Source organism: Streptomyces sp. NPDC050610 (genome assembly GCF_040654875.1).
Lineage (GTDB): Bacteria > Actinomycetota > Actinomycetes > Streptomycetales > Streptomycetaceae > Streptomyces.
In genome coordinates this window covers 60,007-72,974 of record NZ_JBFAIV010000014.1, presented here as the reverse complement: position 1 = coordinate 72,974, position 12,968 = coordinate 60,007, and the positions used below count along the sequence as shown (strand labels likewise).

Below are 12,968 nucleotides of genomic sequence, written 5' to 3'. Positions count from 1 at the left end.
GCCCATCACTTCCCATCCAAAATCTCTTCAGATTCAATGAAGTCATGATGGGACACGCAGGGATGGCAGCCACCGCCGTGCGCTATCTGCGGTCGGTGGGTGCGTCCACCTCAGCCGGTCGGCCGGTCGATCCACTCCCCCGCCCCGAACTGCGAGCCGTCCGCGAGGACGAACGCTCCCCCGTCGAGGCGGCCGAGTTCCGGCGCGTTCTCGGCAACTTCGCGAGCGGCGTCACCATCGTCACCGCGCCCGCCGCGGCGGGCGGGACGGAAGGGGCGGCCGGGACGGACGGCGGCGGCCCCTCCGGCCCGGCGGGCTTCGCCTGCCAGTCCTTCTCGTCGCTCTCCCTCGACCCGCCGCTGGTCGCCTTCATGGTGGCCCGTACGTCCACGACCTGGCCGCGCATCGCCCGCGCCGGGGTCTTCTGCGTCAACATCCTGGGCACCGGGCAGGGCGACCTGTGCCGGGGCTTCGCCGTGAGCGGCGCGGACAAGTTCGCCGGGGTGCCGTACGAGCCGTCGCCGGCGACCGGATCACCGCTGCTCACGGGCGTGCCCGCGTGGATCGACTGCGCCATTCACACCGTGCACACGGGCGGCGACCACCTCATCGTCGTCGGGCGCGTCGAGGCGCTCGGCGCCGCGGAGGACGAGGGGGCGGCCGGGACGGGCCCGCTGCTCTTCCACCGGGGAACGTTCGGCTCCTTCGAAAGCCTCTGAACCGCTCCCACGCGGATCCGGGGCCGGGCCCGCTCGTCAGTGCTGGTGGGCCCCGGCGTGGGAGCCGTGTTTCTGCCGCGCCTGCTGCTCGGCCGCCTTCTTCTTCGTCGTCTTCGTCAGCACGTAGCGCTTGCCGGAACCCGGCTTTCCTATCTCGTGGAAGATCCGCGGCTTCTTGGCGGTGCCGCCGACGCTCCACTCCCGCACCAGTTCACACGCGTTGATCCGCATGGAGACGCCCTGGACGTGGCCGCCGTCCTTCACCGAGTTCCACGTCCCGGTGCCCTCGCAGTCCTTCGGCTTGTCCTTGCCGGTGCCGTCCCACACGAAGTTGTCGAGCCCGTCGGCGACGGCCTTCCCGTCCTTGGCCAGCTCCACCATGCCGCCGTGCCCGTCGCTCCAGATGCCCTCGATGTCCGAGGCGCTGAGCCGGGGCGGCTTGTAGATGCTCACCAGCCCCGTTCCGTACGCGGCCGTGCCGAGCACGGCGACGCCGAGCCAGGCCACGGCGGCGTTGCGCGCGACGCGCCGCACGAGGCGTCCGCTGCGGCCTTCCCTGGCCCGCCCCCCTGCGGTCCGCGCGACGACCGTCGCGGGCGCGAGCGCGGCGGTGAGAGCGGCCCACCACTCCAGGTAGGTCAGGGGCTGCGCGAGCGCCCGGCTGCCCAGCGCGGCCACCGCCCCGAACACGGCGACCAGCGCCGCCGACACCACCGGTACGGCCGCGAGGGCCCGCCACCGGTTGTCGGTGCGCTCCTTGCGCCGCGCCCACCAGCGCGCGAGCGACAGGGCGGGCATGACCGCGATGGCGGTTACGAAGCCGCTCAGCAGCACGCCGACGAGCCCGAGGGCGAGCACCGCGCCGACGATCACCGCGGCGCTGCCGGGGAGGCCGTCGTGTTCGCGCGCGAGCACGACGAAGACGGCGAGCGTCCCGGCGATGACGGCTTCGGCGCACAGCGTCGCCATCGAGGAGCAGAAAGCCGACCCGAAACCGTCCTCGGCGGACTCTGAGACCTCGGAGGTCGTGACGCCTTCCAGGTCCGTTACGCCCTTGGCACTCTCCGGCGGCTTCCCCTCCGCGGTCTTCAGGTCTTCTGCGGCCTTCAGATCTTCCGCGGTCTTCAGGTCCTGCGCGGCCTCCCGGTCCGCCGCGGTTTCCTGATCTTCCGCGCTTTTCTGATCTTCCCCGGTCTCCCGGTCTCCGGCGGTCTTCCCAGGCTGCCGGGGTCTCGCCTTCGTCAGGTCAACCCGTGCGCCGTCCGGTCCGGGGGCGGTGTCCAGGTCCGTCCGGGGGGCGGCGGCAGCGGCCGTCTTCGGGCACGCCGATTCCCCGTCCGCCTCCGCCGGTATAGCGCCAGGCCCCGTCTGCTGAGTCATATCCGCCCCTCTCACCAAGAATGATTCCTTGTGGGGCCGGAAGGTTCCGCTCCAAATGGGCCGGCCGTCGGGGCTCTCAACGGGCGACAGCAGGCACCGGTGCCCGCGCCACCGGTCCGGGGCTACCGCCCGTACCGCACACCGGCATCGACAAAACCCCAATCACCTGACGAATCGGACCTGTTGACGCCAACATGCACCGACCACCCCGTACGCACCACCCACCCCGTTCGTACGGGCGCCCCACCCGGAGACGCCGGCGTGACCCTCGTCACTGTCGGCCGTTATCGCGCCCCCTGGGGGCCGCCCCGTCGACCATTCCTACGGAATGGCCCCCTGGGCACGCCCGGCGTCCGGCCGCAGCGGGTACGGAATGTCAGAAGGTGAGCACGCAGCGCGCCACCCGCCCGTGGTGGGCATCGTCGGCGGCTTTCGCGAAGTCCTCGACCGGATAGGTCTCCGTGATCAGCTCGTCCAGCAGCAGTCGGCCTTCGCGGTAGAGACGCGCGTACAGGGCGATGTCGCGCTGCGGGCGCGAGGAGCCGTAGCGGCAGCCGAGTATCGATTTGTCGAGGTACATGGACGAGACGAGGAAGGACGCCTGCGCGTCGGCCGGTGGCACGCCGAGCAGGACGGCCTTCCCATGCCGGTCGAGGAGGTCCACCGCCTGCCGGATCAGCTTGGTGTTGCCGACGCATTCGAAGGCGTGGTCCGCGCCCGTCGGCAGGATTCCCTTCACCGCGGCGGAGGTGTCCGGGGTGGTGGAGGCGTCGATGAAGTGGGTCGCGCCGAAGGTCCGGGCCGCCGCTTCTTTCGCCGGATTCGCGTCCACCGCGACGATCGTCGACGCCCCGGCGAGCCGCGCCCCCTGCAGGACGTTGAGTCCGATGCCTCCCGCGCCGATGACGACGACCGACTCGCCCTGGCCGACCTCGGCCCGGTTGAGCACCGCTCCGACGCCGGTCAGCACCCCGCAGCCGATGAGCGCCGCCGAGGTCAGCGGCACCTCGTCGGGGATCTTGACGGCCTGGACGGCTTTGACGACCGTGCGCTCGGCGAAGGCGGAGTTGGAGGCGAAGTTGAAGAGCTTCGCGCCGTGCCGCGTGAACGGCTGCCCCGGCATGCCGATGGCCTTGCGGCACATGGTCGGGCGGCCCCGGTCGCACTCGGCGCACGTGCCGCAGTTGGCGAGGGTCGACAGGGCGACGTGATCGCCGGGCGCGACATGCACGACGCCCGCGCCGACCGTCTCCACCACTCCGGCGCCCTCGTGGCCGAGCACCACCGGCACCGGAAAGGGGATGGTTCCGTCGATGACCGAGAGGTCGCTGTGGCACAGGCCGGCCGCGACGACCGCGACCAGCACCTCGCCGGGGCCCGGCTCGCGGATCTCCAGATCATCGACGACCTGGGGCTGTTTGCCGTCGAAGATGACGCCTCGCATGTTGCCGTCCCTTCTAGGTGGCCTTGACCAAGGCCGGAGAGGAGATCCACAGGGGAATCCGGTGCGGAAGGCGAAAGGCGGAAGGCGGAATCCGGTTCCTGGGTCCCGCCGCTGTGCCGATGCGCCGCTGTACCAGTGCGACGCCGCTGGTCAGGAGGGCCAGACGACGGACTGGAGCTCGCTGTACGCGTGCAGGCCGAACGATCCGCCGTCGCGGCCGACGCCGCTGTCCTTGAAACCGCCGAACGGGGTCTCGGGATGCCGCTGGACGGTGTTGATGCCGATGTTGCCGCTGCGCAGGCGGGCCGCGAGAGCCCAGGCCCGGCCGGCGTCGGAGCTGAAGACATAGTCGTAGAGGCCGTAGGAGGTGCCGTTGGCGATACGGACGGCCTCGTCCTCGTCGTCGAAGGGAATCGCGACGACGACCGGCCCGAAGAGCTCCTCCCGCGCCACCGTCATATCGGGCGTGACATCGGCGATGAGGGTGGGCGGAACGTAAAAACCCGGCTTGAGGTCGGGGCGCGCGCCGCCTACGACGATACGGGCGCCCTGCTCGCGGGCGCCGGCGATGTACGCCTCGACGCGATCGCGCTGGGCCGCGGAGATCAACGGGCCGACGATCGTGGAGTTATCCACAGGGTCCCCGATTGTCAGCGCCCGCGCGTACTGTTTGAGACCGGCGACGACCTTCTCGTACAGCGATCGATGCACGAGCACACGGGTCGGGGCCGTGCAGATCTGTCCGCTGTGGAATGACCAGACCGAACCGACCGCCCTGATCGCCGACGCGACCGTCTTGTCGTCGGCATCCCCCAGGACGATGGCCGCGCCCTTGCCTCCCAGCTCCATCAGGGTGCGCTTCATCGACCTCCCAGCGGCCTCGGCGATCTTCTTTCCCACCGCGGTGGACCCGGTGAAGCTGACCATGTCGACGTCCGGGTGGGACACGAGTTCCTCCCCGGCGGCGGCGCCCGATCCCGTGACGACGTTGAAGGCGCCGTCCGGCAGTCCGGCCTCTTTGAGGATCGGCCCCAACTCCAGGCAGGCCAGCGGATCTTGGGGTGCGGGTTTGGCGACCACGGTATTGCCCATGGCCAGGGCGGGCGCCGCCTTGCCCGCGAGGTTGACGATGGGGAAGTTGTAGGAGGTGATGCATCCGATCACGCCCATGGGGCGGCGTACGGCGGCGGCGCCGATGAGTCCGCCGGGGGCCAGCGCGCTGGCCTTCACGGGCTGCGGCGCCAGCGGGACGACATCCGGTTCGAGGGCTCCGCGCGCGTAGCGGCGGAAGCGGTCGGCCGCGGTGGGCACCTGCATGGTCGAAGCGAGGCGCATGGTCGCGCCGGTCTCGGCCTGGAGCAGGGGCACGAGGTCCCCGCCGTGTTCGGTAAGAAGATCGGCCACCCGGTCCAGCACGGCCGCGCGCTCGCGCGGGTCGGTGCGGGACCAGCCGTCATAGGCGGCCCGCGCGGCGGTCACGGCAGCGGCGACTTCGGCTCGCGTCGCTTCCGGGGCCTCCCCGACGACCTCTTCGGTCGCCGGATTGACAACTGCATAGTGCCCTTGGGCGGGCTCGCACCAGGAGCCGTCGATCCAGTGCCCGTACGCGGTCATCGGGACTCCTTCGGCAGGCCGAGCACCCGCTCGGCGATGATGTTGCGCTGGATCTCGTCCGAGCCGCCGTAGACGGTGTCGGCACGCGTGAAGAGGAAGAGGCGTTGCAGGGCGTCGAGTTCGTACGGGCGATCGGCGCTCCAAGCGGTGGGGCCGACGGCCGAGGCCGTGCCCCGCACTCGCATCGCCAGCTCGCCGAGCCGCTGGTGCCAGCCGCCCCACAGCAGTTTGGCGACATTGGGAGCGCCGGGCACATCCGTGCTGCCCAGCGTCCGCAGAGCGTTCCAGCGCATCGTGCGGAGCTCGGCCCATTGCCGTACGAGCCGGTCGCGCAGCACCGGTTCCGCTGCGGTGCCGCGCTCCAGGGCGAGACGGACCACTTCGTCCAACTCGGCGGCGAAACCGATCTGTTGGACGAGAGTGGAGACTCCGCGCTCCAGGGCGAGGAGGCCCATGGCGACCTGCCAGCCGTTGCCCTCCCCGCCGACGAGGTGGTCGGCGCTCGCCAGCGCCCCGTCGAAGAACACCTCGTTGAATTCGGCGGTCCCCGACATCTGCCGGATAGGCCGGACCTCGATGCGACCCAGCTGGTCCATCGGCACGAGCAGGAAGGAGAGCCCGTGATGGCGTCGGGAGCCGTGCTCTGTCCGTGCCAGCACGAAGCACCAGTGGGCGTCCTGGGCGAGTGAGGTCCAGATCTTCTGGCCCGTGACGCGGTACGGGCCGCCGGGCGCGGCATCGCGGGTGGCCGTGGTCCGGAGTCCGGCCAGGTCGGAGCCGGCGTCGGGCTCGCTGTAGCCCTGGCACCACAGTTCCGTGCCCCGGGCGATGGGGGGCAGGAACCGCTCCCGCTGCTTCTCGTCCCCGTAGGCGATCAGGGTCGGGGCGAGCAGGTTCTCACCGATGTGGCCAACGCGTCCGGGCGCCCCCGCGCGGGCGTATTCCTCGGCCCAGACGACCTGTTGGGTCAGGGTCGCGGTGCGGTTTCCGTAGGCGCCTGCCGTACGGTCCCAGCCGAGCCCGATCCAGCCGGCCGCCCCGAGTTCGCGCTCCCAGGCATGGCGGGCCTGCGGAAGCTCATGTTCGCTGCCGGGTCCGCCGTGGCCCGCGGCTTCCGCGAACTCGCCGGTCAGGTGTGCCGAGAGCCATTCCCGTGCCTCTTCGCGAAAGGTCTCGTCCTGTGGCCCGAAGGCGAAATCCACAGCGTCTCCTTCCTTCCGCGCGGACCGCGCGGGTTCGCCCGGCTCTTCGCAGACTGTTCGCTGGCCGGGCTGCGGATCGGGGCCGCCGATTCGGGCCGGCGGTGGGCGGCGGCGCCCCGCGCGGCATCAGGCGTTGGGGCGCTCCTTGGCCGCCGCGGCGGCCGCCATCGCCTCCAGTTGCGCCAGCATCGGCATGGGGTCCGTGCCGACCGTGCCGGGCAGGAAGTCGGCGATCTTCTCGGGGGTCCACGCGCCGTCCGCGTAGGCGGACCGCAGTTCGCGGGGCTGGGCCCAGACCGCGATCTTGGGGCCGGCGATCGTATAGACCTGCCCGGTGATCTTCTCCTCGCGGGCCCGTTCGCTCAGCAGGTAGACGACGAGTGCGGCCACGTCCTCGGGTTCGCCGATCTCCTTGAGCTCCATCGGCACGTTCGCCGACATCCGGGTGCGGGCCACGGGGGCGACGCAGTTCGCGGTCACTCCGTATTTGCTGAGGCCCAGGGCGGCGCTGCGCACGAGGGAGATGATGCCGCCCTTGGCCGAGGAGTAGTTGGCCTGGGCGACGCTGCCCTGGTGGTTTCCGCTGGTGAAACCGATGAGGGTGCCGCTGCCCTGCTTGCGCATCACCGCCGACGCGGCCCGGAAGACGGTGAAGGTGCCCTTGAGGTGGGTGGCGATGACCGGGTCCCACTCCTCCTCGGACATGTTGAAGAGCATGCGCTCGCGCAGGATTCCGGCGACGCACACGACGCCGTCGATCCGCCCGTACCGCGTCAGGGCCACATCGACGATGCGCTGACCGCCCTCCATCGTCGAGACGTCGTCCGCGACGGCGACGGCCTCCCCGTCGGACGCCTCGATCTCCTTCACCACCGACGCGGCGACCTCGCTGGTGGGCTCGCCGCCCTCGATGGACACGCCGTAGTCGTTGACGACGACCTTCGCGCCCTGGGCGGCGCAGGCGAGTGCCACCGCCCGTCCGATGCCGCGGCCGGCCCCGGTGACGGCGATCACCTTGCCTGCCAAGAAGTTCCCCACGTCGCGCCCCTTCCCGCGTTTTCTGACGGACCGTTAGATTTTTGAGCAGACGCGTGCCGAGCACAAGACCCAGAGGCCAACCGATCCCAGGAGGACCCATGGCACTGCCGCCCGAGTTCCACGACATCGCCAAGCGCGTCAACAACTGGGGACGTTGGGGCGAGGCCGACGAGATGGGCACCCTCAACCTCATCACCGCCGACGCCGTCCGCGCGGCCGCCGAGACGGTACGGAGCGGGCGCCGCGTCCCCCTCGCCGTCCCGCTGCGACAGGACGGAGTGCAGACCGGGATGATCCCCGGCCGGGTCAACCCGCTGCACACGATGGTCGCCGTCAACCTGGAGATGTTCGGCCCCGACACCGTCGCCACCAGCGACGACGTGGTGACCATGGGCCTACAGGCAGGCACCCACTGGGACGGCCTCACCCATGTCTCGCACAGCGGCAGGCTCTACAACGGCCGCCCGGCGGACTCGATCACCGCGCACGGCGGAGCCGCGTTCCACGGCATCGAGAAGGCCGGACCTCTCGTATCGCGCGGCGTCCTGCTGGACGTCGCCCGTGCCCGCGGCCTCGACCGGCTGGAGGGCGGACACGCCGTCACCCCCGAAGACCTGGCAGCCGCCGAGGAGCTGTCCGGCACCGAGGTCCGCTCCGGCGACATCCTGCTCATCCGGACCGGTCAGATCCAGCATTATCTGACGGGCGACAAGCACGCCTACGCCTTCCCCTCGCCCGGACTCTCCATCCGGACGCCCGAGTGGTTCCACGCCCGCGATGTGGCCGCCGTCGCCAACGACACCCTCACCTTCGAGATCTTCCCGCCGGAGATAGACGATCTCTGGATGCCCGTGCACGCTCTCGACCTCGTCGAGATGGGCATGCCGCAAGGCCAGAACTGGAATCTGGAAGAGCTCTCCACGGCGTGCGCGGAGGAAGGCCGCTACGCGTTCTTCCTGTCGGCCGTACCGGAGCCGTTCGTCGGCGGAACGGGCGCGCCGGTCGCGCCGGTGGCCATCCTGTGAATCCGCTCCGGCCCCGCGACAGGCCGGACGGTCGGGCAGCGGTGCGCGCGTGCGCGCCCCGAGCACGGCACACCGCACCGCCACCCGGCTCCGACGCTCAGACCATGCGGACGCGCCGGGCCGCGACCCGCACTCGCCGAGACCGTCCGGTCGTCGCCGGATTCTCGACGTCCCCTCGCGACGAATCGCTCAACCCAAGAGTGATCACCTGGACACGCCACGTCAACACCTGGTCTGGACTTTATTAGTTATGCACCTTTTGTCACGGCGCGAGGTGAGTCACAAGCCCCCATCAAGAGCGACTGCGCGCGGTCCACCTCGCACCAGATGCTCTTGCCCGTGCCCTCCGGCCGCCAGCCCCACCTGTCGGCGAGCCCGTCGACCAGTTCCAGGCCACGACCGCCCGTCTCCTCGCCGTCCGCGTGCCGCTGACGCGGCGGACACTCACTGATATCGGTGACCTCCACCCGGACCGTGCCGGCGCCCGCACCCGCCTCCATCGCGGCGGCCCCACCACGGCTGTCACCGTCGCGTCGCCCCTCACCCCCGAAGCCCGCGCGGACGACCGGGAAGAGCATGCGGAGCACGGCCGGGCAGCCCGTATGCACCACCGCGTTGGTGACCAGTTCCGAGATCAGCAGGAGGAGCGTGTCGGCCAGCGGCTCGTCCGCGCCTATCCCAGAACCGGCAAGCCGCGAACGGGCCCACCTCCGGGCTCGCCCCACCTCCGCGGGGTCGGGCCTGATCTCCATCTGCACCTGAAGCACCTGCACCGCTCACACCATCCGAACCGGCGGACACATCGCCTCGCACCTCTGAGAGATCACGGACCGTGACCCCCGTGCGAGACAGCATGGTTGACGTTCAGTCACCCCAACAAGCGCTTCGGGCATATTCCGGCGCAAAGGAGTATGCGTGCTGCATACTGTGCGACGCGCGCCACGGGGAGTCGAACAATCGAGGTTTACGGGCCTCCACCCGGCGGGAGCGGCACACATTCCCGCTTCCGGAGTCGCCTCGTCGGCAACGCCAGGGGGGTTGCGCCTCAGAACCACTCGCACCCAAGGGAGCGTACCTGAGCCCGGGACCGACTCCCCCCTGTGACGAGTCACCCTTAGGACACAACCCGGTATCAACGCTCGGTGACTACTTATATGGTGTAGATAGGCCATTTCGCCTGACAGCCCCTACACCATGACATTCCCCTCGGACAGCAGCTCTTCCGCGAGTGCTTCCTCACCGGCTGCCGTCGACTGCCACCGCTGCGCTCTCACCCAGGCCCGCTTGAGGTGCAGATGGACGTCCGCCTCCCACGTGAAGCCCATCCCGCCGTGCACTTGCAGGCAGTCGCGGGCGTTGTGGACGGCGGCCTCGTCGGCGAGCAGTTTGGCCGCCGCGATATCCCCGGGCTCCTGGGTGACCGCCGCCGCGTACACCGCGCTTCTGGCCACCTCCGCGCGTACGAGCATCTGCGCGCACAGATGCTTCACCGCCTGGAAACTCCCGATCGGCCGGTCGAATTGAGTGCGCTCCTTGGCGTACGAGACCGCGGTCTCGACCGTGCGGACAGCGCTGCCCAACTGTTCCGCGGCGGTCAGCAGGGCCGCTTCCCGGCGGAGGCGGGCAGCGTCACCCGCGAGCGGGCGGCCCCCCTCGGGCACTACGACGCGGGCCAGCGGGGTCAGCGGGTCCACGGAGCGGACCGGCGTCACGGCCGGAGCCGACGGGTCGACGCTGTACGGCTCATCGTCGCCGAGGAAAATCAATTCGTCGCAGTCCGCCGGGTGTTCCCAGAACCGCTCCTCCGCTGTCGCGTCGCACATCCCGACGACCCGCTCACCGCTCGCCGCCCCCGCCACCAGGCCGGCCGCGAGGTGGGTGGCGATCAGGGGGCCGGGCAGCAGCACGCGGCCCGCCTCCTCGAAGAGAAGCACGGCCTCGGGCAGCCCGAGCCCCACGCCGCCCTCGTCCTCCGGCAGCCGCAGCCCGAAGAACCCGGCCTCGCCGAGCTCGCGCCACAGGCCCCGGTCGACCACCGGCCCGGCGCCGTCCACCGCCGCGCGCAGCCGCTCCCGGGGGAACCGGCCCGCCAGCAGCTCGCGCACGCCGGACCGCAGCGCCTCCTGGTCCTCGGTCAGCTGAAAGTCCATGATCACCGCCCTTTCGGAAGACCGAGGATGCGCTCGGCGACGATGTTCGCCTGGATCTGGGACGTACCGGCCGCGATCGTGTACGACAGCGACGACAGCCGGTCCGCCACCCACTCGTGGTCGACGTCCAGCGCCCCCTCCCCCAAGACCTCGGCCGCCGCGTCGTACAGCTCCTGCCTGGCCTGCGAGTAGCGCAGCTTGAACACGGAGCCGCCCACGCCCGGCACCCCGCTGCCGCCGCCGCGCAGCGACCGCTGCGCCTCGCTGACGTTCCACTGGATGAGCCGCCACAGCGCGCGGAAATCCGCGGACAGCCGGCCGAGCCGCCGGCGCAGCACCGCGTCGTCCCAGAGCCCGTTCGCGCGAGCCGTACGGGCCAGCTCCCCCAGCACGCGGCGGCAGGCGACGACCTCGCCGACGAAGGCCGTGCCGCGCTCGAAGGAGAGGGTCACCATGGTCACGCGCCAGCCGTCGTTCTCCGCGCCGATCCGGTGGGACACGGGCACTCGCACCTCGTCGAGGAACACCTCGGCGAACTCCGCGGACCCGGCCAGCGTCCGCAGCGGCCGGACGGTGACGCCGGGCGCGTCCATCGGCATCGCGAGCCAGGAGATGCCCCGGTGCTTGGGGGCCGAGGTGTCCGTACGGACCAGCAGTTCGCACCAGTCGGCGATCTCGGCGTGCGAGGTCCAGATCTTGCTGCCGCTGACGACGTAGGAGTCGCCGTCGCGGACCGCCCGGGTCCGCAGCGCCGCCAGGTCGGACCCGGCGTCCGGCTCCGAGAACCCCTGGCACCACACCTCGTCGCCGCGCAGGATCGGCGGCAGCCAGCGTGCCCGCTGCTCGGGCGTGCCCTCGGCCGCGATGGTGGGCCCCGCGTGCAGCGTCCCCACGAAGTTGGCCCCCACATAGGGAGCGCCCGCCCGTTCCGTCTCCTCCAGGAAGATCAGGTGCTGTGTGGGCGTGGCCCCCTGGCCTCCGGCGTCGCGGGGCCAGTGCAGTCCGGCGTATCCGGCGTCGTACAGCGCCCGCTGCCACGCGCAGTCGTAGGCCCGGCGGCCCGGCCAGTCGGTGGCCTCGGGCTTCGCCGGGAGCCCGGCCAGCGCCGGAGCGAGCCAGGCGCGCAGCCGCCGCCGGAAGTCCTCCTCTTCCTCCGTGCGGGAAAGGTCCATCAGCGGCGGGGCTCCCGGTCGAGGTCCAGGTCGAGCATCCGGATGGCGTTGCCCCGCATGAGTTTGTAGACCGTCTCGTCGTCGAGGCCCTTCATATGGTCGAGCGCGACCTCCTTGGTGTGGGGGAAGGTCGAGTCCACATGCGGGTAGTCGGTCTCGAACGTCGCGTTGTCCCGGCCCACCACATCGAGTGACGCTACCCCGTGTTTATCGCGGAAGAAGCAGCAGAAGATCTGCCGGTAGTAGTAGGAGGAGGGCGGTTCGGGGATCAGGTCGCGCACCCCGCCCCACGCCCGGTGCTCCTCCCACACATCGTCCGCGCGCTCCAGGGCGTAGGGAATCCAGCCCATCTGCCCTTCGCTGTAGGCGAGTTTGAGGGTGGGGAACTTCACCAGTACGCCGCTGAAGAGGAAGTCCATCATCGACGCCATGGCGTTGTTGAAGGAGAGGGACGCCTGCACGGCGGGCGGCGCGTCCGGGGAGGCCGCGGGCATCTGCGAGGACGAGCCGATGTGCATGTTGACGACGGTGCCGGTCTCCTGGCAGACGGCGAAGAACGGGTCCCAGTAGCCGGAGTGGATGCTCGGCAGCCCCAGGTAGGTGGGGATCTCGCTGAAGGTCACGGCCTTCACGCCCCGTGCCGCGTTCCGCTTGATCTCCGCCACGGCGAGGTCGATGTCCCACAGCGGGATGATGCACAGTGGGATCAGCCGCCCCCCGCTGTCGCCGCACCACTCCTCCACCATCCAGTCGTTGTAGGCCCGTACGCAGGCGAGGGCCACTTCCTTGTCGTGCGCCTCGGCAAACGTCTGCCCGCAGAAGCGGGGGAAGGTCGGGAAGCAGAGGGACGCTTCCACGTGGTTGAGGTCCATGTCCCGCAGCCGCTCCGCGGGGTCCCAGCAGCCGCGCCGCATCTCGGCCCGGGTGATGCCCTCCAGCGTCATGTCGTCGCGGTCGAAGCCGACGGCGGCGATGTTGCGCTTGTACGGGAACTTGAGGTCCTCGTAGATCCACCAGTCGGTCGGGGGGCCGGCCGGGTCCATGGTGATGACGTACTTCCCGCCGGTGTACTCCAGTTCGCCGATCCCCTCCGTCAGCGGTTGGGGACCGCGATCCCGGTATCTGGCCGGCAGCCAGGTCCGGAAGAGGTGCGCGGGCTCGATCACGTGGTCGTCGACGCTGACGATGCGCGGTAGCTCCATGGTTTCCCCTCACGCAGGGCGA

Annotated in this window: 11 protein-coding genes; 2 read left to right on the top strand and 9 right to left on the bottom strand. The window is 70.6% G+C overall.

Annotation, left to right across the window (positions count from 1 at the left end):
- The first annotated feature begins 44 nt into the window (after nt 1–44).
- Complete coding sequence (locus AB0I22_RS18940; RefSeq protein WP_363131941.1) at nt 45–719, top strand: flavin reductase family protein; 675 nt, start codon at nt 45–47, stop codon at nt 717–719.
- Between the two features lie 36 nt (nt 720–755).
- On the opposite strand, the gene AB0I22_RS18935 is transcribed toward AB0I22_RS18940, so the two are convergent.
- The 5 genes from AB0I22_RS18935 to AB0I22_RS18915 form a co-directional block, all read right to left on the bottom strand.
- Nucleotides 756–2,099 (bottom strand): hypothetical protein, encoded by a 1,344-nt coding sequence (locus tag AB0I22_RS18935; RefSeq protein WP_363131940.1) that lies wholly within the window; start codon nt 2,097–2,099, stop codon nt 756–758.
- Nucleotides 2,100–2,475: 376 nt separating this feature from the next.
- On the bottom strand, nt 2,476–3,543 hold the full coding sequence (locus AB0I22_RS18930) for a Zn-dependent alcohol dehydrogenase (RefSeq protein WP_363131939.1): 1,068 nt from the start codon (nt 3,541–3,543) through the stop codon (nt 2,476–2,478).
- Nucleotides 3,544–3,693: 150 nt separating this feature from the next.
- Nucleotides 3,694–5,157, bottom strand: coding sequence for an aldehyde dehydrogenase family protein (locus AB0I22_RS18925; protein ID WP_363131938.1), 1,464 nt, complete (start codon nt 5,155–5,157; stop codon nt 3,694–3,696).
- Entirely contained in the window at nt 5,154–6,359 is a 1,206-nt protein-coding gene (locus tag AB0I22_RS18920; protein WP_363131937.1) for an acyl-CoA dehydrogenase family protein, read from the bottom strand. The genes AB0I22_RS18925 and AB0I22_RS18920 overlap by 4 nt, the downstream gene beginning before the upstream one ends.
- Before the next feature lie 126 nt (nt 6,360–6,485).
- Complete coding sequence (locus AB0I22_RS18915; protein WP_363131936.1) at nt 6,486–7,397, bottom strand: SDR family oxidoreductase; 912 nt, start codon at nt 7,395–7,397, stop codon at nt 6,486–6,488.
- Between the two features lie 98 nt (nt 7,398–7,495).
- Between AB0I22_RS18915 and AB0I22_RS18910 the strand changes: the two genes are divergently transcribed.
- Nucleotides 7,496–8,422 (top strand): cyclase family protein, encoded by a 927-nt coding sequence (locus AB0I22_RS18910; RefSeq protein WP_363131935.1) that lies wholly within the window; start codon nt 7,496–7,498, stop codon nt 8,420–8,422.
- 248 nt (nt 8,423–8,670) lie between these two features.
- Here the strand turns inward: AB0I22_RS18910 and AB0I22_RS18905 are convergent, their stop codons facing one another.
- The 4 genes from AB0I22_RS18905 to AB0I22_RS18890 all read right to left on the bottom strand — a co-directional run bounded on the left by AB0I22_RS18905 (nt 8,671) and on the right by AB0I22_RS18890 (nt 12,946).
- On the bottom strand, nt 8,671–9,195 hold the full coding sequence (locus tag AB0I22_RS18905; protein ID WP_363131934.1) for an ATP-binding protein: 525 nt from the start codon (nt 9,193–9,195) through the stop codon (nt 8,671–8,673).
- A gap of 414 nt (nt 9,196–9,609) precedes the next feature.
- The gene (locus AB0I22_RS18900) at nt 9,610–10,572 is read right to left on the bottom strand and encodes an acyl-CoA dehydrogenase family protein (protein ID WP_363131933.1); all 963 of its coding nucleotides are present in this window, start codon (nt 10,570–10,572) and stop codon (nt 9,610–9,612) included.
- A 2-nt stretch (nt 10,573–10,574) separates the two neighbouring features.
- Nucleotides 10,575–11,744: an acyl-CoA dehydrogenase family protein gene (locus AB0I22_RS18895; RefSeq protein WP_363131932.1), complete on the bottom strand. Its 1,170-nt coding sequence runs from the start codon at nt 11,742–11,744 to the stop codon at nt 10,575–10,577.
- Nucleotides 11,744–12,946, bottom strand: coding sequence for an amidohydrolase family protein (locus AB0I22_RS18890; RefSeq protein ID WP_363131931.1), 1,203 nt, complete (start codon nt 12,944–12,946; stop codon nt 11,744–11,746). The genes AB0I22_RS18895 and AB0I22_RS18890 overlap by 1 nt, the downstream gene beginning before the upstream one ends.
- Nucleotides 12,947–12,968 lie beyond the last annotated feature (22 nt).

What these genes read in the sequence shown, in the direction of transcription:
- AB0I22_RS18940 (WP_363131941.1), top strand. Translation starts at nt 45, where the DNA reads ATGATGGGACACGCAGGGATGGCAGCCACCGCCGTGCGCTATCTGCGG.
- AB0I22_RS18935 (WP_363131940.1), bottom strand. Translation starts at nt 2,099, where the DNA reads ATGACTCAGCAGACGGGGCCTGGCGCTATACCGGCGGAGGCGGACGGG.
- AB0I22_RS18930 (WP_363131939.1), bottom strand. Translation starts at nt 3,543, where the DNA reads ATGCGAGGCGTCATCTTCGACGGCAAACAGCCCCAGGTCGTCGATGAT.
- AB0I22_RS18925 (WP_363131938.1), bottom strand. Translation starts at nt 5,157, where the DNA reads ATGACCGCGTACGGGCACTGGATCGACGGCTCCTGGTGCGAGCCCGCC.
- AB0I22_RS18910 (WP_363131935.1), top strand. Translation starts at nt 7,496, where the DNA reads ATGGCACTGCCGCCCGAGTTCCACGACATCGCCAAGCGCGTCAACAAC.
- AB0I22_RS18900 (WP_363131933.1), bottom strand. Translation starts at nt 10,572, where the DNA reads ATGGACTTTCAGCTGACCGAGGACCAGGAGGCGCTGCGGTCCGGCGTG.
- AB0I22_RS18895 (WP_363131932.1), bottom strand. Translation starts at nt 11,744, where the DNA reads ATGGACCTTTCCCGCACGGAGGAAGAGGAGGACTTCCGGCGGCGGCTG.
- AB0I22_RS18890 (WP_363131931.1), bottom strand. Translation starts at nt 12,946, where the DNA reads ATGGAGCTACCGCGCATCGTCAGCGTCGACGACCACGTGATCGAGCCC.